At 62.7% G+C, this 26,953-nt stretch carries 35 protein-coding genes and 1 tRNA gene; 11 read left to right on the forward strand and 25 right to left on the reverse strand.

Annotation, left to right across the window (positions count from 1 at the left end; genetic code table 11):
- Positions 1–10: 10 nt before the first annotated feature.
- Complete coding sequence (locus RA302_RS21285) at positions 11–1,519, forward strand: phospholipid carrier-dependent glycosyltransferase (RefSeq protein ID WP_070160304.1); 1,509 nt, start codon at positions 11–13, stop codon at positions 1,517–1,519.
- Positions 1,520–1,590: 71 nt separating this feature from the next.
- Here the strand turns inward: RA302_RS21285 and RA302_RS21290 are convergent, their stop codons facing one another.
- From RA302_RS21290 to RA302_RS21305, 4 genes are all read right to left on the reverse strand, one after another.
- A complete protein-coding gene (locus RA302_RS21290) occupies positions 1,591–3,225 on the reverse strand; it encodes a BCCT family transporter (RefSeq protein WP_003946258.1) in 1,635 nt (544 codons plus the stop codon).
- An 84-nt stretch (positions 3,226–3,309) separates the two neighbouring features.
- Positions 3,310–3,741, reverse strand: coding sequence for a DoxX family protein (locus RA302_RS21295; protein ID WP_003946228.1), 432 nt, complete (start codon positions 3,739–3,741; stop codon positions 3,310–3,312).
- 48 nt (positions 3,742–3,789) lie between these two features.
- Positions 3,790–4,149 (reverse strand): GntR family transcriptional regulator, encoded by a 360-nt coding sequence (locus RA302_RS21300; protein ID WP_003946225.1) that lies wholly within the window; start codon positions 4,147–4,149, stop codon positions 3,790–3,792.
- Positions 4,150–4,191: 42 nt separating this feature from the next.
- Entirely contained in the window at positions 4,192–4,875 is a 684-nt protein-coding gene (locus RA302_RS21305) for an SDR family oxidoreductase (RefSeq protein ID WP_050654500.1), read from the reverse strand.
- A gap of 94 nt (positions 4,876–4,969) precedes the next feature.
- Here RA302_RS21305 and arsC point away from each other — a divergent pair, with 94 nt between their 5' ends.
- On the forward strand, positions 4,970–5,323 hold the full coding sequence (gene arsC / locus RA302_RS21310) for an arsenate reductase (glutaredoxin) (RefSeq protein ID WP_003946209.1): 354 nt from the start codon (positions 4,970–4,972) through the stop codon (positions 5,321–5,323).
- A gap of 13 nt (positions 5,324–5,336) precedes the next feature.
- Here arsC and arcA read toward each other — a convergent pair whose 3' ends face one another.
- Complete coding sequence (arcA, locus tag RA302_RS21315; protein WP_003946210.1) at positions 5,337–6,554, reverse strand: arginine deiminase; 1,218 nt, start codon at positions 6,552–6,554, stop codon at positions 5,337–5,339.
- A gap of 99 nt (positions 6,555–6,653) precedes the next feature.
- Between arcA and RA302_RS21320 the strand changes: the two genes are divergently transcribed.
- Together RA302_RS21320 and soxR are read left to right on the forward strand one after the other, a co-directional pair.
- A complete protein-coding gene (locus RA302_RS21320) occupies positions 6,654–7,142 on the forward strand; it encodes an FABP family protein (RefSeq protein WP_003946270.1) in 489 nt (162 codons plus the stop codon).
- A gap of 5 nt (positions 7,143–7,147) precedes the next feature.
- Positions 7,148–7,627, forward strand: a complete 480-nt coding sequence (gene soxR / locus RA302_RS21325; RefSeq protein ID WP_003946250.1) for a redox-sensitive transcriptional activator SoxR — start codon at positions 7,148–7,150, stop codon at positions 7,625–7,627.
- Here the strand turns inward: soxR and RA302_RS21330 are convergent.
- The 3 genes from RA302_RS21330 to RA302_RS21340 all read right to left on the reverse strand — a co-directional run bounded on the left by RA302_RS21330 (position 7,613) and on the right by RA302_RS21340 (position 9,290).
- Positions 7,613–8,095 (reverse strand): DUF2505 domain-containing protein, encoded by a 483-nt coding sequence (locus RA302_RS21330; RefSeq protein WP_030536322.1) that lies wholly within the window; start codon positions 8,093–8,095, stop codon positions 7,613–7,615. The genes soxR and RA302_RS21330 overlap by 15 nt on opposite strands.
- A gap of 48 nt (positions 8,096–8,143) precedes the next feature.
- Positions 8,144–8,989, reverse strand: coding sequence for an SDR family oxidoreductase (locus tag RA302_RS21335; protein ID WP_070160307.1), 846 nt, complete (start codon positions 8,987–8,989; stop codon positions 8,144–8,146).
- 145 nt (positions 8,990–9,134) lie between these two features.
- Positions 9,135–9,290: a hypothetical protein gene (locus tag RA302_RS21340; protein ID WP_003946253.1), complete on the reverse strand. Its 156-nt coding sequence runs from the start codon at positions 9,288–9,290 to the stop codon at positions 9,135–9,137.
- Between the two features lie 479 nt (positions 9,291–9,769).
- On the opposite strand from RA302_RS21340, the gene RA302_RS21345 reads away from it, so the two are divergent.
- Entirely contained in the window at positions 9,770–10,186 is a 417-nt protein-coding gene (locus RA302_RS21345) for a helix-turn-helix domain-containing protein (protein ID WP_003946231.1), read from the forward strand.
- A 60-nt stretch (positions 10,187–10,246) separates the two neighbouring features.
- On the opposite strand, the gene RA302_RS21350 is transcribed toward RA302_RS21345, so the two are convergent.
- The 3 genes from RA302_RS21350 to RA302_RS21360 are packed head-to-tail and all read right to left on the reverse strand — an operon-like array spanning position 10,247 to position 12,177.
- Entirely contained in the window at positions 10,247–11,248 is a 1,002-nt protein-coding gene (locus RA302_RS21350; protein ID WP_064074035.1) for a hypothetical protein, read from the reverse strand.
- Complete coding sequence (locus RA302_RS21355; protein WP_003946241.1) at positions 11,245–11,745, reverse strand: ImmA/IrrE family metallo-endopeptidase; 501 nt, start codon at positions 11,743–11,745, stop codon at positions 11,245–11,247. The genes RA302_RS21350 and RA302_RS21355 overlap by 4 nt, the downstream gene beginning before the upstream one ends.
- 3 nt (positions 11,746–11,748) lie before the next feature.
- Positions 11,749–12,177 (reverse strand): hypothetical protein, encoded by a 429-nt coding sequence (locus RA302_RS21360; protein ID WP_176741962.1) that lies wholly within the window; start codon positions 12,175–12,177, stop codon positions 11,749–11,751.
- A 148-nt stretch (positions 12,178–12,325) separates the two neighbouring features.
- Between RA302_RS21360 and RA302_RS21365 the strand changes: the two genes are divergently transcribed.
- Positions 12,326–12,733 carry a hypothetical protein gene (locus RA302_RS21365; protein WP_338477897.1) on the forward strand — a complete coding sequence of 136 codons (408 nt, stop codon included), beginning with the start codon at positions 12,326–12,328 and terminating at the stop codon, positions 12,731–12,733.
- Between the two features lie 2 nt (positions 12,734–12,735).
- Positions 12,736–12,969, forward strand: coding sequence for a hypothetical protein (locus RA302_RS21370; RefSeq protein ID WP_176741960.1), 234 nt, complete (start codon positions 12,736–12,738; stop codon positions 12,967–12,969).
- A 292-nt stretch (positions 12,970–13,261) separates the two neighbouring features.
- Here the strand turns inward: RA302_RS21370 and RA302_RS21375 are convergent.
- The 5 genes from RA302_RS21375 to RA302_RS21395 form a co-directional block, all read right to left on the reverse strand.
- Positions 13,262–13,337 (reverse strand) — tRNA-Ala (locus tag RA302_RS21375).
- A 102-nt stretch (positions 13,338–13,439) separates the two neighbouring features.
- Entirely contained in the window at positions 13,440–14,174 is a 735-nt protein-coding gene (glpR, locus tag RA302_RS21380) for a gephyrin-like molybdotransferase receptor GlpR (RefSeq protein ID WP_070162015.1), read from the reverse strand.
- Between the two features lie 267 nt (positions 14,175–14,441).
- Positions 14,442–15,077: a GNAT family protein gene (locus tag RA302_RS21385; RefSeq protein WP_070162012.1), complete on the reverse strand. Its 636-nt coding sequence runs from the start codon at positions 15,075–15,077 to the stop codon at positions 14,442–14,444.
- A 21-nt stretch (positions 15,078–15,098) separates the two neighbouring features.
- On the reverse strand, positions 15,099–16,358 hold the full coding sequence (gene glp, locus RA302_RS21390) for a gephyrin-like molybdotransferase Glp (protein WP_003946353.1): 1,260 nt from the start codon (positions 16,356–16,358) through the stop codon (positions 15,099–15,101).
- 125 nt (positions 16,359–16,483) lie between these two features.
- Positions 16,484–17,395 carry a UTP--glucose-1-phosphate uridylyltransferase gene (locus RA302_RS21395; RefSeq protein ID WP_003946415.1) on the reverse strand — a complete coding sequence of 304 codons (912 nt, stop codon included), beginning with the start codon at positions 17,393–17,395 and terminating at the stop codon, positions 16,484–16,486.
- Between the two features lie 59 nt (positions 17,396–17,454).
- On the opposite strand from RA302_RS21395, the gene RA302_RS21400 reads away from it, so the two are divergent.
- From RA302_RS21400 to mscL, 4 genes are all read left to right on the forward strand, one after another.
- A complete protein-coding gene (locus RA302_RS21400; protein WP_054782288.1) occupies positions 17,455–18,033 on the forward strand; it encodes a 5-formyltetrahydrofolate cyclo-ligase in 579 nt (192 codons plus the stop codon).
- A gap of 111 nt (positions 18,034–18,144) precedes the next feature.
- Positions 18,145–18,456, forward strand: a complete 312-nt coding sequence (locus tag RA302_RS21405; protein WP_003946378.1) for an FmdB family zinc ribbon protein — start codon at positions 18,145–18,147, stop codon at positions 18,454–18,456.
- A gap of 77 nt (positions 18,457–18,533) precedes the next feature.
- Positions 18,534–19,280 carry an SAF domain-containing protein gene (locus RA302_RS21410; RefSeq protein WP_064687538.1) on the forward strand — a complete coding sequence of 249 codons (747 nt, stop codon included), beginning with the start codon at positions 18,534–18,536 and terminating at the stop codon, positions 19,278–19,280.
- 99 nt (positions 19,281–19,379) lie between these two features.
- Positions 19,380–19,802, forward strand: a complete 423-nt coding sequence (mscL, locus tag RA302_RS21415; protein ID WP_007727535.1) for a large conductance mechanosensitive channel protein MscL — start codon at positions 19,380–19,382, stop codon at positions 19,800–19,802.
- A gap of 58 nt (positions 19,803–19,860) precedes the next feature.
- On the opposite strand, the gene RA302_RS21420 is transcribed toward mscL, so the two are convergent.
- The 9 genes from RA302_RS21420 to RA302_RS21460 all read right to left on the reverse strand — a co-directional run bounded on the left by RA302_RS21420 (position 19,861) and on the right by RA302_RS21460 (position 26,852).
- Positions 19,861–20,037: a hypothetical protein gene (locus RA302_RS21420; protein ID WP_165639126.1), complete on the reverse strand. Its 177-nt coding sequence runs from the start codon at positions 20,035–20,037 to the stop codon at positions 19,861–19,863.
- A 6-nt stretch (positions 20,038–20,043) separates the two neighbouring features.
- The gene (locus RA302_RS21425) at positions 20,044–20,541 is read right to left on the reverse strand and encodes a MogA/MoaB family molybdenum cofactor biosynthesis protein (RefSeq protein WP_176720912.1); all 498 of its coding nucleotides are present in this window, start codon (positions 20,539–20,541) and stop codon (positions 20,044–20,046) included.
- Positions 20,542–20,621: 80 nt separating this feature from the next.
- Positions 20,622–22,115 (reverse strand): trypsin-like peptidase domain-containing protein, encoded by a 1,494-nt coding sequence (locus RA302_RS21430; RefSeq protein ID WP_243617294.1) that lies wholly within the window; start codon positions 22,113–22,115, stop codon positions 20,622–20,624.
- Between the two features lie 227 nt (positions 22,116–22,342).
- Positions 22,343–23,722, reverse strand: coding sequence for a HAMP domain-containing sensor histidine kinase (locus tag RA302_RS21435; RefSeq protein ID WP_020908630.1), 1,380 nt, complete (start codon positions 23,720–23,722; stop codon positions 22,343–22,345).
- A gap of 65 nt (positions 23,723–23,787) precedes the next feature.
- Positions 23,788–24,474, reverse strand: a complete 687-nt coding sequence (locus RA302_RS21440; RefSeq protein WP_003946387.1) for a response regulator transcription factor — start codon at positions 24,472–24,474, stop codon at positions 23,788–23,790.
- Between the two features lie 70 nt (positions 24,475–24,544).
- Positions 24,545–25,156, reverse strand: coding sequence for a trimeric intracellular cation channel family protein (locus RA302_RS21445; protein ID WP_003946409.1), 612 nt, complete (start codon positions 25,154–25,156; stop codon positions 24,545–24,547).
- Between the two features lie 18 nt (positions 25,157–25,174).
- Positions 25,175–25,348, reverse strand: coding sequence for a 50S ribosomal protein L32 (rpmF, locus tag RA302_RS21450; RefSeq protein WP_007727540.1), 174 nt, complete (start codon positions 25,346–25,348; stop codon positions 25,175–25,177).
- Positions 25,348–25,602, reverse strand: a complete 255-nt coding sequence (locus RA302_RS21455) for a type B 50S ribosomal protein L31 (protein ID WP_003946367.1) — start codon at positions 25,600–25,602, stop codon at positions 25,348–25,350. The genes rpmF and RA302_RS21455 overlap by 1 nt, the downstream gene beginning before the upstream one ends.
- Entirely contained in the window at positions 25,599–26,852 is a 1,254-nt protein-coding gene (locus RA302_RS21460) for a GTP-binding protein (RefSeq protein ID WP_003946410.1), read from the reverse strand. Before RA302_RS21460 ends, RA302_RS21455 begins: the two co-directional genes overlap by 4 nt.
- Positions 26,853–26,953 lie beyond the last annotated feature (101 nt).

The raw sequence follows: 26,953 nt of genomic DNA on the forward strand, positions 1-26,953 counted from the left end.
CGATCGGGTAATGCGTAGTCCCGGCCCGCTGGTACCGGATCCTGATTTCGGCCCGACTGACAGATTGCGCGGCTGGATCGTCACCGCTTTCGTCACCGCTATCGCGGCGATCACACGCTTCACGATGCTCGCCTACCCGACCGACGCCGGCACACCTGTCTTCGACGAGAAGCACTACGTTCCGCAGGGCTGGCAAGTTCTGACCGGTGGCGGCATCGAGGACAATCCCGGTTACGGATTGGTGGTACACCCGCCGATCGGTAAGCAGATGATCGCGATCGGCGAAGCACTCTTCGGTTACAACGGTTGGGGGTGGCGATTCTCGTCGGCCCTGGTCGGGACACTGATGGTCTTGCTGATCATCCGGATCGTGCGCCGCATGACGCGCTCCACGCTGATCGGCGCGATTGCCGGAATCCTGCTCATCGTGGACGGCGTCACCTTCGTCTCCTCACGCCTGGGGATGCTCGACATCTTCCTGGCTTTCTTCGTCCTCGCTGCTCTCGGATGCCTGGTGGTCGATCGCGACCAAGTCCGCGAACGGATGGCGAAGGTATACGAAGAGGGCCGAATCGGCGACTGTGCCTGGGGTCCGCGGCTGGGTTTCCGGTGGTGGAGGTTCGGCGCCGGCATCCTGCTCGGCCTGGCCTGCGGAACCAAGTGGTCCGGCATGTACTTCATTCTGTTCTTCGGATTGCTCAGTGTTGCCTTCGACCTGTCAGCGCGCCGCGCCTACCGCGTGCAGCGCCCATGGGTCGGCACTGCAGTTCGCGACATCGGGCCTGCTCTGTATGCGTTGGTGATCATTCCGCTCGGTGTGTACCTCGCGAGCTACTGGGCCTGGTTCACCAGCGAGACCGGCGTCGACCGTCACGCCGTCGGTAACGAGATCGGTGAGGGGGGCACATGGAGCTTCATTCCCTCCGCGCTGCGCTCACTCTGGTACTACAGCGGAAACGTTCTCCAGTTCCACGCCGGTCTGACCAACTCCGCCGGAAACCACCACCCGTGGGAGTCGAAACCGTGGACGTGGCCGATGGGGCTACGACCGATGCTCTACTACTACGCCGACGGCGAGCAGGTCACCGGTTGCGGGGCCGCCAGCTGCGTCAAGGCCGTGATGCTGATCGGCACACCGGCGATGTGGTGGCTGGCCCTACCGATGTTGGCGTGGGCGATCTGGCAGACGTTCGTGCGCAGGGACTGGCGATACGCCGTGGTCCTGACCGGCTACGGTGCCGCTTACCTCCCGTGGTTCGCGACGCTCGACCGCCAGATGTACTACTTCTACGCAGTTGCACTCGCCCCGTTCATGGTCATGGGATTTGCGCTGGTCCTCGGCGATGTACTGGGCAAGGCGAGCGCGTCCGTCGAGCGTCGTACCACCGGACTTCTGGCAGTCAGTCTGTACATCGGTCTGGTCGTGGCCAACTTCGTCTACCTCTGGCCGATACTCACCGCCATGCCGATCACGCCGGAATCGTGGCAGAACCATCTGTGGCTGCCCAGCTGGAAATAACCAGACGACAAAGGGGCACCGAACCGCAGTTCGGTGCCCCTTCACAGTTCAAGTCCTACTCCGCTCAAGTCCTACTCCACAGACTTACCCACACGGCGTCCTCGGCGCGGGCGTAGGAGAGCACGTTTCTGCTCCTTCGCCGCAATGATGATCGGGTCGTGCGAAAGATCCTTGTACAGCGAGAAGCACAATCCGATCATGACCAGCACGAACGGCGCCGCAGCGATGATCGTCATGGTCTGCAAGCCGTCGAGCGCTTCGGAACCACCGGTCCACAGCAGAAGCGCCGCGACGCCACCGGTCAACATGCCCCAGAACACCACGACCCAGCGACTCGGTTCGAGCGTTCCGCGCTGCGAGAGCGTCCCCATCACCATCGACGCAGCGTCGGCGCCGGAAACGAAGAACACTGCCACGAGCAGCATGACGAGGACAGTCGTCACTCCGGCCAACGGCAGATTGTCGAGCATCCCGAACAGTTGAGCCTCTTCCGAGCCTCGGCCGGACAAGCCGATTCCGTCGCGTTCCTCGCCGATGCCTGCGCCGCCGAAGATCGCGAACCAGAGCAAGCTGACAGTCGTGGGAACGGCGATGACGCCGACGATGAACTGGCGGATCGTGCGGCCGCGGCTGATGCGGGCCAGGAACATGCCGACGAACGGCGTCCACGACACCCACCATGCCCAGTAGAAGATCGTCCACGACGAAAGCCACGCGCCGGTTTCAGGATTCGACGATGCACCCGTGCGGGCCGACATCTGGGCGAGGTCGGAAACGTATGCACCAATGGTCGTCGGGAGCAGATTGAGAATCAGCACGGTCGGCCCGAGAACGAACACGAACAGGGCCAAGATCAACGCGAGCACCATGTTGATGTTGGAGAGCCACTGAATTCCCTTGGCCACACCGGAAACTGCCGAAGCGACGAATGCCAGGGTCAGTACCGCAACGATGGCCACGAGCAGGAATACGCCGGCTTCTTCCATCCAGCCGACTACCTCGAAACCGGAGCCGATCTGAAGTGCGCCGAGCCCCAAAGATGCTGCGGTGCCGAAAAGTGTCGCAAAGATTGCCAGGATGTCGATGACCTTGCCGATCGGCCCTTCGGCTTTGCGACCGAGCAACGGGATGAAGGCCGAACTGAACAGTTGCTTGCGTCCTCGGCGATACGACCCGTACGCAATGGCAAGGCCCACAACGGCATACATCGCCCAAGGATGAAGACCCCAGTGAAACATGGTGGTAGCCATGGCAGTTCCGACGCCACCGTCGGTGCCGGGAGGCGGAGTCACGTAGTGCGCAAGCGGCTCCGCGACACCGAAGAACATCAGGCCGATGCCCATGCCGGCACTGAACATCATGGCGATCCAGCTGACGGTTCGGAACTCGGGCTTCTCACCGTCTTTGCCCAGCGGAATGTCGCCGAATCGACTGACAGCGAGGTAGATGGAAAACAGCACGAAAGCAGAAGCTGCGAGTACGAAGAGCCAGCCGATGTTCGTCACCAACCAGCCGAGAACACTTCCGGTTACCGAGTTCAGGTTGTCGGGAGCTACGAGACCCCACACGACAATAGCCAGCACCGCTGCGGCCGCCACGGAAAACACCACGTAGTCGGTCCGAACGCCTACCCGAGTAAAGCCCGTCTCCGGGCGCTCTTCGTTGGCCCCGGAATCTTGTTCGGATCGATCAGATTTCGTCACCATAGATGACTACGTTCGTCACTTTGTGGGCCAAAAGCAAGCTGGAAGGCGGGCTCAACAGCCGTTGAACCCGCCTTCTCACCCCGATCAAGCTGGGGTTTTAACCCAACCGTTGCCCTTGCCGATCAATCCGTCGATGCTGATGCGTCCTGCGCCGATAACAGCGATCAAGAGCGAACCGACACCGAGTGCGACGACGAGTTCATAGCCGCCGTTGTCTATGAAGACGCCCTTGTCGGCGTGCACGATGAAGAACGCGCCGACCATGTCGAGGAACAGCAGTGCGCCGACGAGCGGGGTCAGCAGACCCGCGATGAGCAGGATGCCGCCACCGAGTTCGATGGATGCTGCCAGAACTGCAGAAATCTTGGGGAGCGGGGCGCCCATCCCTTCGAATGCGGCCTGCGTTCCGGCGATCTTGTAGGTGAAGAACTTCTGCCAACCGTGGGCGATGAAGATGATCCCGAGGCCGACACGGGCGATGAGGAGTCCGAGGTCACGAGCAATCGACGAATTCATGAGCCAAGACTGACAGCTTTAAGTTGAAGCGTCAACTTAATCAATGTGTCACGCACCTCTCAATGCCGACTCCACCATGGCGACGATCTCAGTGTCGGAGTACCCGAGCGAGCGGACCTTATGCGCAAACGCGGTCGCCGCCTGCTCCGCCTGCGCCTGCACCGGATCGGTCCCCGAAGCGATGAACGTCCCTTGCTTTCCCCTCGTCTCGATCACGCCCTGATCGCTGAGCGCGCGATAAGCCTTCGCGACGGTGTTGGCCGCCAATCCCAGCTCCGAGGCCAATGCACGCACCGTCGGGATCTTGGTTCCCGCAATCAATCCGCCGCCGTGAACCTGCTCGATAATCTGTTGCCGCAGTTGGTCGTACGGAGCTGTGGAGGAATCGTGTTCGATCGCGATCTTCATCGTCACCCTCGTCGTATCTTCTCGGTCACAGCATCTTCTCTCTCACAAACCCTCGATCGCTTCGCGGATCGTATGCGGGCCGGAGGTCAGAACCAATATCTTGCCGACACTGGACGGCGCGTCGATGAGCGCTTCGATCACTGCGGCGACATCTGCACGAGGCACAGAGCCTCGATCGACGGGTGGCTCTGCAAGAAGGACTTCACCGGTGGGGTCGTCGTCTGTCAGAAGTCCTGGCCGAAGAATCGTCCAATCCAGCGAAGTCCTTGTCTTCAGGTCTTCCTCCGCTGCCGTCTTCGCCCGCAGGTAGGCGGCAAAAATCTCGTCGGTGTTCTCCGGTATTTCGTCACCAGCACCCATGGCGCTGATCTGAATGAACCGACGCACTCCCGCTTTCTCGGCGGCATCGGCCAACAGCACCGCCGCAGCTCGGTCTACGGAGTCCTTCCGCTCGATCGAGCTACCAGGTCCGGCGCCCGCGGCGAAGACCGCGACGTCGGCACCGTCGAGTACCTTCGCAACTTCCTCGACCGTGGAGGATTCCAGATCGATCACCACGGGGAACGCGCCGAGTGTGCGGACCGCACCCTCGTGCGCGGAGTTGCGGATCAGCGCTACCGGCCGATCACCATGTCCTGCCAGCAGGTACGTCAGGTGCTGCGCGATCTTGCCGTGCCCACCGGCAATGACCACGCGCCGTTCGTCCACACTTCGATGTTCCGTCATCGTTTTCTCCTCACAAGTCGGTACTTCAAGTGCAGCGCGCCGGAGGTGTCCGTTGTTCCCCTGTTTGTCCCACGAGTTCGGACACAGAGGCAGAATGACGGACATGGCATCTGCAACCATCTTCCACAATCAACGGTGCAACACGTCGCGGACTGTTCTCGGACTTATCCGCGACGCCGGCATCGAACCGACCATTGTGAAGTACCTCGATACTCCGCCTACCCGATCCGAGCTGGAAAAACTCCTCGCCGACGCCGGCCTCGAGCCCAGCCAAGCCGTTCGCAAGCGCGAAACGCAGTACAAGGAACTCGGGCTCGCCGATGCATCCGAATCCGAGATCCTCGACGCGATGATCGAGCACCCGATTCTGATCGAACGCCCGTTCGTGGTCACCGACAAAGGCACCGTCCTCGCGCGGCCTGCAGCCAAGGTGGAAGAAATTCTCTGACAGCGTCGACGGCTTACAGCGGATCGCGGGCGATCGGGCAGGACATGCACCGAGGACCACCTCGGCCGGACCCCAGTTCCGAACCCGCGATTCGCAAAACCTCGATACCCGAGGCCTCCAGCCTGGCGTTCGTTTCGACGTTGCGCTCGTAAGCGACGACGACGCCAGGCTCGACGGCGAGGGTGTTGTTTCCGTCGTCCCACTGCTCACGCTCGGCAGTCACCGTGTCGAGTCCGGTGTCGATCACACGCAGTTTTCCGATTCCCATGGCGTCGGCCGCCGCTTCGAGGAACGGCGTCGCACCGCGAATACTCACCCCGTCGTCTTCCTTGCGCAGAGTGAACGCCGCCAGGGTGTCCTGAATGGCCGGATACATGACGACCGCGTCGGCCTCGACCATGGTGCAGACCGTGTCGAGATGCATCGACGCTCGGCGTTGCTCGATCGGAACAACCAACACCGTGTGGGCGAGGCCGTCGTCGAACACGCTACGCGCCAATGCTTCTGCTCCGGCGGGTGACGTACGTTCACCGACACCGATTGCGATCACCCCCGGCGCGAGAAGCAGCACGTCACCTCCCTCGACAGGAGCCGTGTGCGACTCGTACGCGCGGCGCACGCCTTTGAATCGAGGGTGATGCGCGTAGACGAGATCCGTTATCGAGGATTCGCGAGCTCGCGCTGACAACGCCAAGGACGTGATGATGACCCGTGGCCCGACCCAGAACGACGAATCACGGGTGAAGAGCAAGTTGGGCAACGGGTCGATCACGAAGTCACCGCCGTGATGCATCCTGCGCACCAACGAGGTCGAGTCGGCATCGATCGGCAATTCGTCGAACGTCATTCCTGCAGTAAGGATCGACGAAAGCTCCTTCGGCTCCACCTTTCGCAGGTAGGCGGCCAGGTGTTGCCCGAGCGCGTGGCCGATCTTGCGTGCGTCCACGGCGGCCGCGATTCCCTGGATCCTCGCTGCGCCACTGACCTCGAGCGCCTCGGTGAGGAGATCGGACAAAAGCAGTACCTCGACGCCGCGCTCACGAAGGACGGTCGCAAACTGATCGTGTTCTTCCTGCGCGCGGTCCACCCACGGCAACGCGTCGAACAGCAGCTCGTCGTTGTTGCGCGGAGTCAATCGTTTCAACTCGTCGCCAGGACGATGAAGAATGACCGATCGCAATCGGCCCACCTCGGAATCGACACCGAGGGGGACGGAGCCAGAAGCGTTCATGAGTGAACACTAATCCCGTAGGCCCCACCCAGCAGGGACAAGCAGCTGTCGTACCGGTCCGCGTAACGTCTGATCCGACGCAGGCGAGAGGACCAGGCAATGAGTAGTACGGATCAGGCGGCGCTGAACGGCGCCGGAATCGAGAGGTTCACCGGGCGCTGGGTCGGCGCTGGAGCCGGACATTTCCCCACCATCGACGACTTCGAGTACTCCGAGGAGATCGAGTTCGCGCCCACCCCGAAACCGTTTCTCACCTACTCGTCGCGCACTCGTGGGCTCCCCGACGGACGACCGCTTCACATGGAATCGGGATACCTGCGCCCAACACCGGGTGGTGAGCTCGAATTGCTGGTCAGCCAGCCCACCGGATTCGTCGAGATCCATCGCGGCACCCTCGACTCCGAAGGCACTCTCGCCTTGACCCGTCTCACGCTCGCAGCATCACCCGACGCAAAACCGGTTCACGACGTCCGGCGAGTCATGCGCGTTCAGGGCGACACGCTGACATACGACTTGTGGATGGCGCACGGTGACACCCCGCTGACACATCATCTCCACGCCACCCTCCACCGGGCGACGGACCGGTAGTCGCCATGGAGATGCCGTCGTGGAAGGCAAAGGAACTCACGCCCGGCCAGCTCTCCGAGCGCAGCGGTGTCGCCGTCTCGGCCCTGCATTTCTACGAACGAGAAGGCCTCATCGTCAGTCGCCGGACCAGCGGAAACCAGCGCCGATACCAACGAGACACGCTTCGACGCGTCGCCTTCATCAGAATCTCGCAACGCGTCGGCATTCCGCTGTCGGAAATCAGAGAGGCCCTCGGCACACTTCCTGAAGGCCGTACCCCGAACCGCGCAGATTGGGAAAGATTGTCGACCGGGTGGCGGCGCCACCTCGATCTACGCATCGAGCAACTGGAACGTCTACGGGACAACCTCACCGGTTGCATCGGTTGCGGGTGCCTCTCGTTGGAGGGGTGCGCCCTCGCCAACCCGCACGATCAACTCGCATCCGCCGGCCCGGGTGCGCGCGTTCTGGAAGTAGATTTCGGTGCAGGCTCAGGCGAGAAATGACTCGACGGCGTCCCGATCGCGCCCCAGCAAGTCCTCGACGGTCTTCTTCAGCAACTTCTCGATCTGGCCGCCGATGATCGGCATCTTCACCTCAGCCGTTCCGTCGACGACCAACCGCGTGCAGGACTCGGCGGCGGTGAGATCGAGCGTCGTCTCGATTCGGATCGGCAGTCCCCGCGCGATTCCGGTGACCGACCCTGCTGCACGCCCGTCCGACAGAGGTCCCCACCGATCGACCCGTTTCAGACCGAGCCGACTCGGCGCAACCTTGGCGACCAGGCTCGGGAGGGAGGCGGAGTCGATTTCCTCGGACACGGATACTTCGATCGATCCGTCTCGAACTTCGATGTCCGAGGTGGCATAAAGGTCTCCGAGTCTGCCTTTCCAATAATTCGGGTCGGTCAAAGTTCGATGCACGTCGTCGATCGGATATTTGAATTCGATATCGAAGTGAAAACTCTTCGGCATGACTTTGGTCCCTATTCGACTAGATAAAAGTCCCGGCGGAGTTAACGCTCATCGCTTGAGCAATTTACTGAACTGGTCGTTCGCTTTTTGCATCACGAACTCGTAAGGCAGGGCGAATTTGCGCGCCCACCAGTATCCGACTCGGATGTCATTGGACGTATATACGAGGTACGTATTCTTCTCGATTCCCCGCAGAATGCACGACGCCACCTTCTCCGGGGAGACAGCACGCGCCTCGAACCGGTGCGTGAGTTTTTCGACCCGCGGGTCGTTCCTGTCGATACCCGCTATTTCCACGGTTCCCACCAATGGCGTCTTCACCCCACCCGGCACAACCAGACTGACCCCGATTCCGTGCCGCTTCAGATCGAATCGCAGCACCTCGGACACCCCGCGAAGGCCGAACTTGCTCGCACTGTAGGCGGCGTGCCACGGCAGGGCCAAAAGTCCGGCAGCCGAAGACACGTTGACCAGGTGTCCACCCTTGCCGGCACGAATCATGGGTGGAACAAACGTCTCCATGACATGGATCGGCCCCATCAGGTTGACGTCCACCATGGACTTCCAATGCCGATGTTCGAGGTTCTCGATAGTTCCCCACGCTGAAATGCCGGCGATATTCATGACGACATCCATCGAAGAAAATTGAGTGTGAATCTCGGTACCGAATTTCACGACCTCGTCGTAGTCCGAGATATCGAGTGCCTTCGCCATCCTGACCGTGCCGCCGCCGGCGCCGACCATCGCGACCGTCTCTTCCAATCCGACGCTGTTGATATCGGTGAGAAACAATTCGGCGCCGACCTCTGATGCACGCAGCGCAGTTGCACGTCCAATTCCACTACCGGCGCCGGTGATCAGGCATTTCTTGCCGTCGAGCGACCTTACAGACATGGATGAACACTCCCCCGCACTCGTACTGTGGACATGCGGGAAAGTCTACGCACGCACGATGCGGCCGCCCTGAAACACGCAAGACGACCTGGGGGGCACGGCGGCACTCCGCGCAAACACCGCACAGAGACGACCGCAGCGAGCACTAGAGACGCTGCATCATCTGCTCTTGATAGCCCTTGACCGTACGGTCGAGTTCTTCCGCCGCTACATCGTCCCCACGCTTGCGTGCGTCGTGGGCTCGATCCTGAATTTCACGGATTGCGCGGCGCAATTCATCATCGCTCATCGTGTGTTTCATGTCACAATTCTGCACCCACTCGGAGGGTTTAGCTAGCACAGATCGCAATCCGGCAAACCGTTCAAGGTTCAACCCCGAGGTGATCCGCATGACATCGCAACCAGCCACCCTGATCGCGACCCCAAACCTTCAAACATCGCTTGAACTGCAGTTTTTCAATCGAAATAGTTGTGAAAAACCAGGCTAACGCATAGCTAATATCGCCAAAACGGGTAAAAGGTTTGATATTGGGCAGATTGGCCAAGTACTGGAAGGTTCGAATAGCGCAGTCGTAGCTGCACATTTCCGTGTGGCGGAAACTCAATGTGCGCTGAGACATAGCTGAGCACTCATTGGGCGGACGAATCGAATCTCGGACACATTTGACAACTAGTCCACTAAACAGACTACGGTGAGCTACCGATCGGTTATCCGCGTGATACCGTAGGATTCACTGAACGGACAATTGCTAGCTAGAGAGGATTACGGGGCGGTTCACAATGGCTGACTTTGCAGAACGATTGAACAAACTGTTCGACAGTGTTCATCCTCCGGGGCGCAAACCCCATACCAACGCCGAGGTTGCGGCAGCGCTCATCGAAGACGGCCATCAGATCTCCAAGCCGTACATCTCGCAGCTCCGCTCGGGACAGCGCACCAACCCCTCAGACGAGACAGTCGCAGCCTTCGCCCGGTTCTTCAAGGTGAAGCCCGACTACTTCTTCAACGACATCTACGCAGCCAAGATCGATCACGATCTCGAACTGCTCTCACAGCTCCAAGGCTACGGGCTTCGCCGCCTCTCGAGCCGTGCATTCGACCTCTCGGAAGAATCGCAGAATCTACTCACCACGATGGCTGAAAAGCTCCGCGCGAGTGAAGGTTTGCCAGAGGTTCCGCCTGACGCGTCACGCTGATGTGACCGTGCTGAAGCACTGACTCGATCTCGAGCACTGCAATGACATGGAGTAGGTCGACTACGAACGTCGACCTACTTTTGTCGTTTCATCGAGTTCTTTCGCCAACAACAACACCCAGCGGCGCGCCGACATCTTCTCAGGAGGCGCAATCCACCTGGTGTCCAACACATCCGAGGCCAAGGGATCGGCGATCCACCCCGCCAAAATCCCCGCGTGTGCAGTGACGGCCCGCGGCGGTTCCTGACCACCGACGTCGAACATCCCGGCGCCGGACTGGATGTACATCGCATCCATGATCTGCGCGATCATGTCCGATGCCCGCAGCACAGACGTACTCCCGGCGCTGTCCGCGTCGACTACCTCGGGGAATCGCTTGACGAGAAGCGCGTGCATCCGCCGCAGCCGGTACAGATCTCGTCGCGCACGTAACCAGGTCTCGAGAAGCACCCACGTGATGCCCAGCGCAATCAGAACACTCGAGGCAGCGATGAACCACACCCCCGGGCCCGTCCAGATATCCGATTCGAGTGCGCCGGTGCCACCGATCGATTCGACAAGCATCACGACGACCACGACGAGCAGGATCGACGAACCGGTCACGATCAACGCGATTCCGCGCCCCAACGGCGCCCACGCAACGTGCCGTAGCCCCGTCGAAATGACAAGGGACAGAGCGACGATGATAAAGATCAGAGCCGGCGCCGGGTAGCCGAAGAGAACCGCGATCGCCACCAGGAGCCCCACCGAGTACAGCACGGTGGCGAGGCCGCGCATAGCCGGACGTGACATCACCGGCCACGCAGACACGGCGCCGACTGCACTGGCCGCAGACAACGCTGTCCACAAGACGATGACGATCATCGCGGCGGCATGCTGCTCAGGCGCAATGCGATCGACGATGTCCCATACCGCCGGCACCATGACCGTCGACGACAATGCGACCGAGAAGCCTGCAAAGACCATCGACATTCGCAACGGCGTCGCGGTGCGCGCGACAACTCGACCCAGTCTCGCGCCGGCTGCAACCCAGACGAGAAGGGCCACAGCCCAAAAGATCATCCGATCGCCTCGTCGTACCGCAACACCGACAGCGGTGTCCCACGGCCACTCATCGTTCGCAGACGCATGATCAACATCGACGCGAACGTCTCGGCTTCCCACTCCGCGATGTCGTCCATCGGCACGGGTTCGTTGCGCCGCAGAGAACGTTGACTCAACATGTAGGCGATCAAATCGTCACTGACCTCGAGCGTCGCCTCGGCGATCTCGGCACCCTCGTGGCGAAACACTATGTGCCCCAACTCATGTGCCAGAGTCCGCTCGACATTGGGTAGTCCGGGAGCCAAAACGATGACGTCGTGGTCGTCGTAGGCCCGGCGCTGACCGCACACTCCGGTGGCGAGAGGGGTTTCCAGATCGATCTCGATCGGGCGCCCACGCTCGCGGGCGACTGTCTGCACCACCGTCAGCAGTGACACTGCCTCCGACGACGCTGCTGCGTCGCATACGGCATCCACCGCGGCCAGAACGCGGCGATGTGAACGTCTGTCCGGCACGACTCACGCACCTCCCTGTGATCCGGGTGCCAGGAATTCGGCACGCGCGGCAGCCAATCGTGCCTTCTGCAGCGATGCTCCGCGGAAAGTCAGTGCTCCCGCACCGGCCGCTACCACTGCCATTCCGCCTACACCGCCGGCGACGGCGGCGGCGTTGAGAATCGGCGGAAGCCCTTGAGTGAACGCCGTCGGAAATGCCTGCGGGTTGTCAGTCGGAGCCGCGACGTTCGGAACGTTCGACGGTACCTGCGGAGCTACGGGTGCGGGTGCGGCCAGAACCTCGGGTGCGGAAGGGGCTGCGACTGCGCCCGGCGCAGCGTTTGCCGGTCCACCGGCAGAGGGTGCAGGCGGTCCACCGGCAGAGGGTGCAGGCGCTCCGCCGCCCGCTGACGGTCCCTGCGGATCAGACGGTCCAGCCGGCGGAGCCGCCACCGCGGACGACTGCTCGGAACTCGGCTGCGATTCGGAAGGAGACTGTGTCTCGGAGGGTGCTTGGCTCGAAGGACTCTCGGTCTGCGAAGTTGCGTTGGTCGCGGGGGAAGCGCTGCTGCTCGGACGTTGCGACGCCGAAGGGTTGGTCGTGGGCTCAGTCGTCGTGGGCTCAGTCGTGGTCGTGGGCTCAGTCGTCGTGGGCTCAGTCGTCGTGGGCTCAGTCGTCGTGGTCGTGGGCTCAGTCGTCGTGGGCTCAGTCGTCGTGGGCTCAGTCGTCGTGGTCGGCTCAGTCGTCGTGGGCTCAGTCGTCGTGGGCTCAGTCGTCGTGGGCTCAGTCGTGGTCGGCTCAGCCGTCGTGGGCTCAGTCGTGGTCGTCGGCTCAGTCGTCGTCGTCGGCTCAGTCGTCGTCGGCTCAGTCGTCGTGGTCGGCTCAGTCGTCGTCGGCTCAGTCGTCGTCGGCTCAGTCGTCGTCGGCTCAGTCGTGGTCGTCGGCTCAGTCGTCGTCGGCTCATTCGTCGTGGTCGGTGTCGGAATTACGGTCGTGCCGCAGTTGTGACGGTGACAATGCCAGCCATAGTTGCCGTTGCCGTTGTTGCCGCCACCGTTGCCGTTGTGACCGCCACCGTTGCCGTTGTTATTGCCGCCGTTGTTGCCGTAATTGCCGTTTCCATTGCCGTTGTTGCCACCACCGCTGTTGCCGCCAGGTTGGGCGGCGACGATGGCGGGGAAGACCGATACGGCAAGGACGCCGATACCCATCAGGCACATCACAGCAACAAGCATCATCGCTAGCCGTCGTGGCTGGCTCATCGACATTCCTCCCCGACACATACGTCCGACCTGCGGAAAACTGCGGCAGACTCACCGTGCCTATCGCACCGCACACACCCTCGTTACATTTCCGGCAAACATGTATCCGCCCAAGGATCATCCCTCACTTGGAAGCTCAACGGTCCGGATCAGCGGTCGCAATCGTATGAAACGGCGCACACTCAGATCGAATCTTCGCAATTCGGGCAGGCCCTGAAAATGCAGGAAAGGGTCGTTCAACTTTCGTTGAAAGACCCTTTTCGCTGGTACTTCTTGGTGGAGCTGAGGGGAATCGAACCCCTGACCTCTTCGATGCGAACGAAGCGCGCTACCAACTGCGCCACAGCCCCGTGCCACCGCCTCAGCGGTGCTCGGCAACTCTAACAGGAACGAATACTCCCGTTGGAATCACCCGACACGAACTTTCGGCCCGACAAGATCAGCCCAGACGATCACTGACCGGACGCGCGACGCATCTCGGTGTGCCTGATCTCTTCTTCGTAGTGATCTAGGTGATCGAACACCGGATCTTCGTCGTCGACCTCGAGGACAACCGCTCCTGGCCGACGCAGTCGCGCCGGAATCAGGCGAAGCTCTTCGTCGGTGTGCGATTCGACTCCGAGTCGCGATCGGTTGAGGCGTTCGGTACGACGGCGGCGAATCTCTTGCTCGATCCGAACCTGCCGACGCAAGTACGCCATGTACCCGCCGAGGCCGCACACGGTCAGCGCAAACAACCACCACACCATCGGCGAGATGATCAATGCGAGAGCGCCCGAGAGAATCGCGACGAACCCAAGTCCCAGCAATGTCCGCTGACGGAATGCATACCGCGCCTCCCGGGCGATGGCATCCGCTTCGGGGTCGAATCCGCCTCGGCCGCGCCGAACCGGAACAAATTCTCCGACCGGTGCACGACCGCCGGCGTAGTCGTCTTCTGCGTGAGTGTCCATCTGGTCCTCCGCGTCGTAGCTGCTGCGCACTGGTTCTGGTTGCCAGTTCGGATCGCTTCGATGTCCTGCTGCCGGCCCGCGCTGAACAGGGTTGCTGTCGCCGCGGTGGAGTACTCGAGTCGCGAGTGCCGCGTCACTCGTCTGCCGGATCCTGGGGCGCTTGTTGACAAGCATCGGCACCAGGACGAACAGCCACACGGCCACCAGCCCGATCCACACGAATGAGCTAGGCATGCCGCGGCCTCCTCCCGATCACCTACCAGCACCTATGCCAGCCGTTGACGAGTCAAGGTTAACGGCCGACGCCCTCGCATCGTTGCCGACGCGCCGAACCCCACCATACTCATGTGTCACACGCGTACCGAACTGAACTTCCGGTTCAGTCCCAAAAGTCTCAAGTTCTGGTTGAATCAAAAACCACATTTTCCCGCCCGAAAGTAGGACTACTCAGCGGTAACTGCTGTTTAGCTCGCGTTTCTCACGCTTCTGGCGCCGTCTTCGTCACACCCATGAAGCGCGTCCGGACCGCACCAATCTGTCGACGACGGTGGTGGGTACTTCCTCGATGGTCATTCCGACCAGAAGATGATCACGCCATTGGCCGTCGACATCGAGGTAGCGCTTGAGAAGACCTTCCTCCCGGAACCCAACGTTTCGTAGGACTGCGCGACTCGACGCGTTCTCCGGCCGAACAGTGGCCTCCACTCGATGCAGACCGACCTTCGAGAATGCGTGATCGAGTGTGAGCGCAACGGCAGCTGTGGCTACGCCCCCACCGGTCACGTGCGAGGCGACCCAATAGCCCACCCAGGCGGACCGCAGAGCGCCGCGCACCACATTTCCGATGGTGACCTGCCCGCAGTACTTCCCGTCGAGTTCGATCACCAGGGGAAGGATCCTGCCCTTGCGCGCTTCGGAGCGAAGGTTCCCGCACAGGGACGGCCAGACGGTGATGTGGTGGCGAGCATCCCAGGGCGATTCTCCGGTGGGCTCCCACGGCTCGAGGTGCTCGCGATCGAGAATGCGGAGACGACTCCACACAGCAGCGTCACGGAGCTTCACGGGGCGGACGGTCACCACTCCCGCGGGCACTCGCAGCGGGCCGAGATCTTCCGGCCATCCTGGATGGACTGACATCACACCCCACTCGGGTCGGCGTTACCCACGTTGGGCGAGGAAAGCTACGTCGACTTCTTCACCGATGTGCACTTCGGTGACGTCTCGATCGACCAGAACCAAGCAATTGGCTTCCGCCAAGGTCGCGAGGAGATGTGAGGACGCACCGGGCGCACCCCCGAGGGCCTGCACCAGGTACTCCCCTGTCGCTTCGTCACGCATCAGCTGACCACGCAGAAAACCCTTGCGATCGGCAATCGACGTGATCGTTCCCACTGTCCGCGCCTTCACTACTCGCCGCATCGGCTGGCGGCGTCCGAGCGCGATTCTGATCAGCGGGCGAACCATGACTTCGAATACCACCAGTGCGCTGACCGGGTTGGACGGTAGGAGAAAGGTCGGAACCTCGTCCCTTCCCAGCTTTCCGAAGCCTTGCACCGATCCCGGATGCATGGCAACGCGCTCCACCTCGAGTGTCCCCAGGTCGGCAAGCGCCTCACGAACCTCGTCGGACGCTCCGCCGCCCACGGCACCGGCGATGACAACGATTTCCGAGCGAATCAGCTGTCCCTCGACTACTTCGCGAAGACGACGCGAGTCGTTGCCTGCGATTCCCACACGGTTGACGTCGGCGCCGGCATCGCGCGCTGCGGCGGCGAGGGCATACGAATTGACGTCGTAAACCTGACCAGGTCCCGGCGTGCGATCCACGTCGACGAGTTCTCCACCGACGCTGATGACGGAGAGGCGCGGACGCGGATGGACGAGTACTTTGTCGCGGCCGACCGCGGCAAGCAACCCGACCTGTGCGGCTCCGATGATGGTGCCTGCCCGAACGGCCACGTCGCCCGGCTGGACGTCGTCGCCTGCACGGCGAACGTAATCGCCCGAACGCACCGGCTCGAAGATCCGAACGCGAGCGCGACCACCGTCGGTGTTTTCGAGCGGGAGCACGGCGTCGGCCAGCGTGGGCAGCGGCGCGCCCGTGTCGACTCGAACGGCCTGACGCGGTTGCAAGCGGATCGGTTGGCGTGAGCCCGCCGTCACCTCGCCGACCACCGGCAAGCTGAGGTCCGTAGGCTCGCCGTCCTCGCCGCGGAGGTCGGCTCCAGCTCCGGCGACATCGACACTGCGAACCGCGTAACCGTCGATGGCAGCTTGATCGAATCCCGGCAATGGGCGTTCGGTCACCACTTCCTCGGCACACAGCAGTCCCTGCGCCTCCGAGATGGCGACCCGAACCGGACGGGGTGCCACTGCAGCAGCGGTAACCCTGGTCTGCTGCTCCTCAACCGACCGCATCTGGTCCGCGTCCTCCTGTGTCTGGAAATTCGGTGATATCCGTCAGCTCATGATGCCTTGCCGCCGAAAAGGGACAAGCACATTGATACTGCGTTATCGGGCGATCAACCACCGTGGCGACACGCTCAGCGGTCGAGCCGATCCGCGAGCCACTTACGCAAGGACGGGCCGTAATCGTCACTGTCGAGTGCCAGGTCCACCGAAGCGCGGAGGTACCCGCCGGGGTTGCCCAGGTCATGACGCGTTCCGCGGTGCACCACCACGTGAACCGGATGGCCCTCGGAAATCAGGAGAGCGATGGCGTCGGTGAGTTGCAACTCACCGCCGGCTCCCGGCTCGATGCGACGAAGTGCGTCGAAGATCGCACGATCGAGCAGATAGCGACCTGCAGCGGCAAAGGTCGACGGCGCGTCTTCCACAGCCGGCTTCTCGACCATGCCGACGACCTTGAGGACGTCGGGATTGACCGCGTCGGGAACGATCTCGACGTCGAAGACGCCGTAAGCGCTGACTGCGTCTTTCGGGACGTCGATTGCACAGAGAACGGACCCGCCGCGCTTGGCCCGAACTCGCGCCATGATCTCCAGGACGCCACGCGGTAGTACGAGATCATCGGGCAGAAGGACCGCGATGGCGTCTTCGTCGTCGTCGAGAACCGACTCGACGCAACCGACTGCATGCCCGAGGCCGAGAGGCTGCTCCTGAATCACGGAGTCGACTTCGAGCAAACCCGGCGCTTTGCGCACCTTCGCCAGGGCAGCGAGTTTTCCGCTTGCTTCCAGCTTGCTTTCGAGCACGAGATCCTCGACGAAGTGGGCAACCACGCCGTCTTTGCCCGGGGACGTCACGATGACGAGCCGCTCGGCTCCCGAGTCCGCAGCTTCACCTGCCACCAGTTCGATACCCGGTGTGTCCACGACCGGCAGCAATTCTTTCGGAACCGTCTTGGTGGCAGGCAGGAAACGCGTACCAAGTCCGGCTGCGGGAACCACGGCCGTACGGAAGGCCCTCGTGCTGCTAGCGACAACGTCTGTCATGCCAACACCTTAGCCGCCGCTTGTTACCGCTCGGTCAGCACGACGAATATCGTTGCGGGGTGACACCTCAGACAAAAGCACAATGGCGACAAATCACACTCGCAGCACGTGATGCAGTCTCCGAGCACACTCGAAACACGGAAACTGCGGCGTTGATCACGCACATACGTTCAGTGATTGTCGACGGCTCGGTCGTCTGTGCGTACGTCCCCACCCGCACCGAACCAGGATCCACCGATTTGCTCGACGCCGTTGCCGAGATCGCTCAGCGTGTACTACTTCCGATCACCGGGGAGCCGGGACCGTTGTCCTGGGTCGAGTACAGCGGCGCGGACGGTTTGCGCCCCGCGAAGTACGGCATTCGGGAGCCTGTCGGACCCGTCTTGCCACCGGAAGCCCTGTCCGACGTGGAATGCATGCTGATCCCTGCTCTCGCGGTGGATCTTCGTGGAACACGCCTGGGCCGTGGCGCAGGCTTCTACGACCGGACGCTTGGGTCGGTCGGACCACAGACTCGGCTCGTGGCAATTGTCAGAGACTCCGAACTCGTCGAGGCCTTGCCTGCCGACGACCACGACATTCCCATGGGCTGGGCATTGACGCCGCGCGGCGGCCTCACACAACTCAAAGGCGATTGATCTGCGGGAATAGATCCCTGATTAGCGCTGTTGGCACTGTCACTTGTAGAGTGCTAAAGGCTGCGGTGTAAATACGCGGCTGCTCGAACATCACAGTGCGGAGGAAGCCCGGTGCCCACCTACTCATACGCATGTACGGAATGTGACAACCGTTTCGACATCGTCCAGTCCTTCAGCGAAGATTCGCTGACGGTCTGCCCAGCTTGCTCAGGCAAGCTCCGCAAGCTGTTCAACTCTGTTGGCATCGTGTTCAAGGGCAGCGGCTTCTACCGCACCGACAGCCGCGGCGGCTCCGGGACTGCGAGCGAGCCCGCCAAGAGTGATTCGGCACCCGCTGCGAAGTCCGAGTCCAAGTCGGACTCCTCTTCGACATCGAGTTCGTCGACCAGCACGCCTGCGCCCGCAAAGGCTGCCGCGAGCTGATTTCCACAACCTCCGGGTTGTCCACAGTTTCACATGGTTAGGGCCGGAAGCACCGCTTCCGGCCCTAACGTGCATGAATGCCGTCAGCACGTTCTCGCTCGCCGAGGCGCTCCGATCCACTGCGCGCCCAACTCGATCTCAGCCCGAGCACCTTCGATCGCGTCGTCGAACTGACACGCGGCACACGATTCCGCACGGCGACAGTCCGTAAGATCGCAGCCGTTGTCCTGGCCACACTCGGCGTTGTTCTCTTCTTTCGAGGCGATCCCGCGACCGACACCGTCGCCGTAGTTGTCTCGAGCCGCGATCTCACTCCGGGGCAGGTGATTGCGGATTCGGATGTCGAGATGCGAGAGATCGACTCGAAACAACTTCCCGAAGGAGTTGTCTCCGACACCGACCTGGTGGTCGGGAGAACCGTTGCCGGCCCGATTCGCTCCGGAGAAACCGTCACCGACGTGCGCGTTCTCAGCCCACGGCTGGCCGGGTTGTCGGTAGGAACCGACGACGCCCGCATCGTCCCCGTCCGATTGGCCGATGCGGCCGTCGCGGACATGTTGCGCAGCGGGGACGTCGTCGACGTCCTGACCGTCGGCCCTGACACATCCCGCCCAGACACACCCCACCCCGACACACCCAACGAATCAATTGCCGACAAGGCCCCACAAATTCTTGCGGCAGGAGCGGTAGTCGCTTTGGTCACCACGTCGGAAAGTACACGTAACCAGCAGGAACAGGTGATTTTGCTGGCCCTGCCGACACCAGCAGCCAACGTCGTAGCCGCGGCATCTCTGTCCAATGCGATCACCGTGACATTCCGCTGACCGCACAAAGCGTCCGAAGCTCCTCTAGGATTTTTCCAGTCGGTTCGGTATCAACGGACCATCTGGCACTTGCCATCGGAGACTCGAGGGGACACCGACATGCTCAAGGGATTCAAGGACTTCCTGCTTCGCGGAAACGTGCTCGACCTGGCCGTCGCGGTTGTCGTCGGCGCAGCCTTCACCGCCATCGTCACGGCATTCACCAGCAACATCATCAACCCACTCATCGCAGCTATCGGCGGATCCGACGAATTGGGCTGGGGAAAGGAGATCATTGCCGGTAATTCCGAAACCTTCGTGAATATCGGCGCCGTGGTCACCGCGATCATCAACTTCATCATCATCGCAGCGGTCGTCTACTTCGTGCTGATCGTCCCTGCGAATGCGGCGAAGAAGAAGTTCGTCTCCGAGCCCGAGGACAAGGAAGCCAGCGAAACCGATCTGCTCATCCAGATCCGCGACATCCTCTCGGCCAATGCCGGTGGCGCCGACACGGGAGCGCACGCCAAGACTCTCGAATAGGCAGTGCCCACAGATCAAATCAGGCCCTCGGACAATTGTCCGGGGCCTGATTTACTTCTCAACCGCCGTGGTGCGGGGGCCGCTGACTGCGCAGCCAGTCGTCGTCCGAGGACCGCGAGGATCCCTCGGGACCCCGCTCGTCCGACGTCGTCTCGGGAAAGACGTCCCCGAAGATGCGCGCCAGGCGCTTCTTGTCGACTGACGGCTTCTTCGGGGTATCTCGTTGCTCCGACAAGCTGTCTCAGCCCTCGAGGCTGGAGAGCTCGGCGATCACGTGACTCGCCAAAGCCGTCAGGGTTGCCATGCCGTCGCGAATTGCCGGCCTGGTCGACGCCAGATTGGCGACCACGGTGCTTCCCGAAACTCCGACGAGGCCGCGGGACAAGCCTGCTTCGAGCGATCCGGCCGAAAGACCGGAAGCACGAAGTGCTTCGGCAATTCCCGGGATCTCGCGATCGAGAACCTCAGCGGTCACGTCAGGAGTGACGTCACGCGGGGATACCCCGGTACCGCCGACCGAGATGACGAGGTCGACGCCACCGATGACTGCGGTGTTGAGAGCGTTGCGGATCTCCACTTCGTCGGCGGCGACGGCGACCGTCGCATCGACGAGAAAACCCGCTTCGTTCAGCAGTTCCGTGACCAGTGGACCGATGGAGTCGGTGTTGTCGCCGTGGGCTGTGCGATCGTCGACGATGACGACCAGAGCGCGGCCGGCCGATGTGGCTTCGAGTTCCATGACTCCTACCGTAGTGTCCGATCCCGACGCCGTTGCGATCTGGCCGAAGATCGGGTCGATCGTCTGCTGATCGCCGAACATCATCGGCCGCCCTGCGCTGCCGCGGTTCCCAACGTGACGTCGACGGTCTTGGTCTGCCCGCCGTCGCTGTACGTGATCGAGACCTTGTCGCCGGGAGCATGTGAACGCACTGCCGCGATCAGCGAATCACCATCTGCGACAACACGATCGTCGACCTTGGTGATGACTGCACCCTTCGGAATACCGGCCTTGGCGGCCGGCCCGTCAGCAGTGACATCCATGACGGTTGCGCCGTCGGCGTTGTCCTGCGACGGCACGGTCACGCCGATCATGGCCTGAGTCGCCTTGCCGGTCTTGATCAGTTCGTCGGCGACGCGGCGTGCCTGATCGATCGGGATGGCGAAACCGAGGCCGATCGAACCGCCTTGGGTACCCGACGACGCTCCGAGCGAGGCGATCGCCGTGTTGATGCCGATCAGCTGGCCGTCCATGTTGACGAGGGCGCCACCGGAGTTGCCGGGGTTGATCGCTGCGTCGGTCTGCAGAGCGTCGATGACGGTGTTCTGGTTGCCGGACTCGCCGCTCGTGGACACCGGGCGATCGAGTGCGGAGATGATGCCTTCGGTGACCGTGCCGGCCAGGCCGAGTGGGGACCCGACGGCAACCACCTGCTGTCCGACCTGGACGTCGCCGGAGTTGCCGAGATCGATGGGGGTGAGGTCGTTTCGACCGTCGACCTTGATGACGGCGATGTCGGAGACGGGATCGGCACCGACAAGGGTGGCCGAGGCCTTGGTTCCGTCGGAGAACGCAACGCGAAGTTGCGCTCCCTGTGCGCCGGCAACGTGGTTGTTGGTCAGAATCAGACCGTCGGAGGACAGGATGACACCGGAGCCCTCACCGCCCTGTCCCTGCGCGGTGGCCACCTCGATCTGCACGACGCTGGGCACGACCTTCGAGGCAACGGCCTGAACCGAGCCGGCGGGAGCGTTGGACGTGTTGGTCGCAGTGGGCTTCGGAGCGTTCAGAGAGTTGGTGACCGTCGCGGTTCCACCGTTGCGGTCCGCGACGACGGCGCCGACCACGCCACCGACACCACCACTGACCAGGACCAGGGCGAGAGCGCCGGCAACCAGCGCCATGCGTCCCGACTTCGGCTTGGTGGTGGTCGAACCGGAGTTCGGCCCCTGCAGCGGTGCGGGGATCTGATTGTGGCCGCCGCCCGGGCCGTTCGGACCGCCGGGGCCACCAGGGTTGGGTGCGCCGTACGGGGCGCTCTGCTGGTACGCGGCGTCATGGGCACCGTGCGGGTGGCCGAAAGCCTGCGTGGGCTGCTGCTGTGCCTGCCCGAAGGCTTCGGCGGGTCGGGCGAACGACTCGGTCGGCTGGTACGGCTGCTGAGGCGCCTGCCCCTGAGGCTGCTGCGGCGGCACGGGAGGATGGGCCTGAGGTGCCGTCGGCTGTGCCTGAGGTGCTGTCGGCTGCGCCTGGGAGGTGGGCTCGCTGTTGGGCTGCTCGGGCCGGGTCGGCCCGACGTTACGGTCCTCGGTCATCGGCTCGCTTTCGTCTACGGTGACCACCGGACGGGCAGTCACAACTGTTCTGCCGACAATGCTGCCTTGCGCTGCTGAGAAGGCGCTGAGACGTGCCTGTCACTTTACCCAGAGTTTGACGTGAAAAACCGGTGTTGTCGGTTCGGCCCGAAAGACTTTCGGGCCGAACGCATTAAGCCGTGACGTCAGTCACCGAAGCGCGGGACCAAACGGGTCTACAGAACACGCTACTCGGCACTCGGCCCCGGTTCACCGGGAAGCACGATACGAACAAGCGCTCCCCCACGATCGGATTCGTCGATCGCAATGGTGCCGCCGTGCTTGACGACGACCTGACGCACAATCGCAAGTCCCAGACCCGATCCCGGCATCGAACGTGCCGCAGTCGACCGGTAGAAACGATCGAACACCAACTCCCGATCCTCCTCCGGAATGCCAGGTCCCGCATCACTTACGGTCAATTCCAACAATCCTTGACCCACCGGACGCATTTCGACGCGTACCTGTTCGCCCTTCGGACTCCACTTCGCAGCGTTGTCGAGGACGTTCAGCACGGCACGCGACAGGCCCGCTTGATCTCCGTAGACGTACCACGGAGTGGTGACCGCCTCGAACTCGATTTCGTTGCGCCTGCGCCGCGCTCGTTCGAGCGCACGCTCGACGACGTCGCTGACGTCGACGCGCTCGTACACGGTTTCGGGTGCGTCTTCACGGGCCAGGTCGACGAGGTCGCCGACCAGAGTCGACAGTTCCTCGATCTGCGCGACGACGTCGGCACGAAGTTCTGCCATGTCCTCGTCGGGAATCTGCGGCGCACCGGGGCGACTGGACGCGATCAGCAATTCCATGTTGGTACGCAACGAAGTCAACGGTGTGCGCAACTCGTGTCCGGCGTCCGCAACGAGGCGAGACTGACGCTCACGGGACTCGGCGAGCGCCCGCAGCATCGTGTTGAAACTCTCTGTCAGGCGCGCTAATTCGTCGCTGCCGGTAACGGGGATCTGCGTCAGATCGTCGGTCCGGGCGACTCGTTCGGTGGCGGCAGTCAGCCTGGCGATGGGCCGTAAACCGGTGCGGCCCACGGTAGTACCCGCCACCGCAGCCAGGATGACACCACACCCACCGACCACGAAGAGCACCCAGGCCAGCCGATCCAGTACCGCAACGGTCGGCGCGAGCCGCTGACCAATCACCAAAGTGCTTCCGTCATGGGTTCGTTGAGCCAGCACTCGCTGACCGTCGACGGTTCGCAGCGAGGAATCCGATTCGCCACGCGCTACGGCGTCTTCGGCTTCACCGATCGGCACGTCGGAACCGGGCGGCTGGTACGTGCTCAGGTCCGAGAAGATCAGGGCCACACTGATGTCGGTGGTGTACAGCGTCGCACCGGAGATGTAGCGAGGATCGAATCGCACGACATTGCTGTCGATGAGCACCGCTGCCCTGGTACGCAACTGGTGATCGACGTCCGCGTAGAGCGCACGCGAAACCACCGCGTAGGCAGCGATCGCCATGACTGCGACGGCAATGGCCACCACCGACGCGGCGAGCAGCGTCACACGCCAACGCAATGACACCGAACGGGTCAGTGGCATCGGCGGGCGCATTTCGACGGACGCTTGGGTGGCGGAGGATTTCTTCGGTTCGGCGTTCTTGCCGAACGGAGCGGTGATCACGGAGGCGTCTCCCGCAGGACGTAGCCGACTCCGCGGACGGTGTGGATCAACCTCGGTTCGCCGTCGGCTTCCGTCTTGCGACGCAGGTAGCCGACATACACCTCGAGGGCATTGCCGGACGTCGGGAAGTCGTATCCCCACACTTCTTCGAGAATGCGTCCACGGGTCAGTACGCGGCGTGGGTTGGCCATGAGCATTTCGAGGAGGGAGAACTCGGTGCGCGTCAGGCTGATCGATCGCTCTCCGCGCTTGACCTCACGGGTGACCGGGTCGAGGGTGAGGTCCTCGAACGCCATCATTTCGGAATCGGCGTCCAGATCGGGCGCGGTGCGGCGAAGTAGTGCACGCAACCTGGCAAGCAACTCTTCCAAAGCGAAGGGCTTGGGCAGGTAGTCGTCCGCTCCGGCATCGAGACCGGCCACTCGCTCGCTGACCGAATCGCGTGCGGTGAGCACGAGGATGGGCAGGTCGTCGCCGGCACTGCGAAGACGACGGCACACTTCGAGTCCGTCGAGTCGCGGCATCATGACGTCGAGCACGACGGCGTCGGGCCGGTTGGCGAGGATCTTCTCGAGTGCGTCGAGTCCGTCGACCGCGAGCTCGACCGTGTAGCCGTTGAAGCTGAGCGACCGCCGAAGCGACTCGCGAACCGCCCGGTCGTCGTCGACCACCAAAATACGCATACCGACAGTTTGGACTGAAGTGCTGAGATGCGGCTGAGAGGGTCCGATTCCGGCCTCCGGCGTGTCGCGGTCAGTCCCGGGTTCGCCTCGGCCCGGGCAGGCTCCAATGACGCCATAACGCAAGCAGTCTGAACACCGCGGCGAACGCTGTGCCGCACACCAGCGCGGCGTTGGTGGACAGTCCGGCTTGCGAGACTGTGACCACCAACGCAGCGCCGAGCAGTGCGGGAACCGCGTACAGGTCCTTGTGCAGGAGCAGTGGCACCTCGTTGACGAGAACGTCGCGGATCACGCCGCCGCCGATCGCCGCGGTCGCACCGATCAACGTCGCTGCCAGCGAACTGGCGTTGTTGTCCAGCGCGATGACGGCGCCGGTGCTCGCGAACAAGCCCATCCCCAGTGCGTCGAGCGCCAGGATTTCACGACGCAGTCGATTGAGCGGCTCGTGGAGGTAGAACACGGCGAGTGAGGTGGCGGCGGCGGTTCCGAAGTACGGCCAACTGCTCAGAGAGCTGGGCGGATGGACGCCGAGGAGAACGTCGCGGACGATACCGCCACCGATGCCGGTGAACACACCCACCGAGCACACCCCGAAGATGTCGAGTCGCTTGGTGACGCCCACCAGGGCACCCGAGGCCGCGAACGCCACGATGCCCACCAGTTCGAGGATCCTCAGCAGCACCGGCCAAGGATCGCACGGTCAGATGCGGCTCGGGTCGATCACCCCGAGCCGAACTGCTTTGACCAGTCGCCGAGGGACTCGGTGGGTCTGGCCGAAGGCCGTGACCTCGACCAGATCGGGCGCCGTCGCCTTCCACTGGGCACGACGGCTGCGAGTGTTGGAACGGGACATCTTCCGCTTGGGAACGGCCATCAGAGTGCCTTGCGCTTTCCGTAGCGCCGCTCGAACTTCTCGACGCGTCCGGCGGTGTCCATCACACGTTGCGCTCCGGTCCAGAACGGGTGAGAGTCGCTCGTCACGTCGACGACCAGCAGCGGGTACGTGCCACCATCTTCCCATTCGACGGTGCGCTCACTCGTCACGGTCGATCGGGTCAGGAAGCTCTTGCCGGTGCTGGCGTCCTGGAACACCACCGGGTGGTAGTCGGGGTGCATCTGCTTCTTCATTCGTTTCCCTCTCGCGTTGATTCGGTTTCGGCATAAGGTGATTCGGATTCGTCACACGGGTCTTCATGAAACTCGCCGAACGGGTCTTCCCACGTTGCCCACGACGCTTCGTCCGCCAATTCGTCGTCGGTGACCAAGGCGTGCTGCAGTGTTCGGTCGATCTCGAGCGGGTTCGCACCGCAGGTCAGAACGACCATCGAGGTGTCGCGATCACCGAAACGCTCGTCCCATTTCAGGGCCGCGAGTGCACGGCGTTCAGCTGGAACGCGGTCTCGTTCCTCCGGCGTCATCGCGGCAAGCCAGGTGTCCGCGCTGGCAACTCGCAGGCCACCGCCCGCCGATTCGAGCCAGAGCGCTTCACCCGGTTGCGTCGCCACCCAGACTCGTCCGCGGGAGTACACGACGCCTTCGAGCAGGACGTCGATCGCCTCGTGCAGACGTCCGGGGTGGAACGGCCGGTTCGCGGTGAACTCGACGAGCATCACTCCGCCGTCGTCGTCGAGCGGCGGCTGGCGACGCAACAGCGGTGAGTGAGCGTCGGCCAGTTCACCGCGTCGCGCATCCGCAGGCACCTCGAGGAGCAGTGCCTCGATGTCGTCTCCCTCATCGAAGACGGGTACCCGTGGAGCGATGCGCGCGAGAACCGCATTCAAGCGGGACCGCTGCCAGCCGTCGAGCGCATCGGACCCGCGTAGGACGAGCGCGTCGGCGAAGTCGACCTGCCCGACGACGACCTGAGCCAGGGTGCGGTCGTCGTCGAGAGCTTCGTCGCCGGTGGCGTCTGCCAGCCAGGTCGCCGCATCGATGCACGTCACGACGGCGTCGACGCGGACGTCCCGCTGCGCCGGTCCGTCCAGTTGGCCGACGACGCCGGTCACGACGACGTGCTCGATCGCCCAGCACAGCGCCTCGGGCTCGAGTTGCCGGTCCAACAGCAACACGATCCGCTGCACCGAACTGTGCGAGTGAAGCCGGCGCAGGAGCGGCAGCAAGTCTTCGCGCAGGGTGCAGGAGACGCAGCCGTGCGCGAGCTCGAGGATCGTCTCGCGCTCGGACACAGTGCCGGCAGACCCGGCACTCCCGGTCATCGAGGTGACCGTCCGCCGGACCACCCCTTCACGGACGTGGCTCAGGTCGTGGTGGACCAGAACAGTTCCGGTCCGCAGCAACGCTCGTGCGGTGTGTGGGGTGGATTCGCTCATGCCGGCGACCAGGACCAGCGGAGTCCTGCCGTCCAAGATCGTGTTCACAGCGGGCCTTTCTGGGAATGATTGTCATTACCGAGGTTGAACGGTACATTGATCTCACCGCATTGTCGAAAATGATTGTCATCTGCAAGTTGAAAGGAACA

The organism is Rhodococcus sp. DN22 (assembly GCF_036669995.1).
Lineage (GTDB): Bacteria > Actinomycetota > Actinomycetes > Mycobacteriales > Mycobacteriaceae > Rhodococcus_F > Rhodococcus_F erythropolis.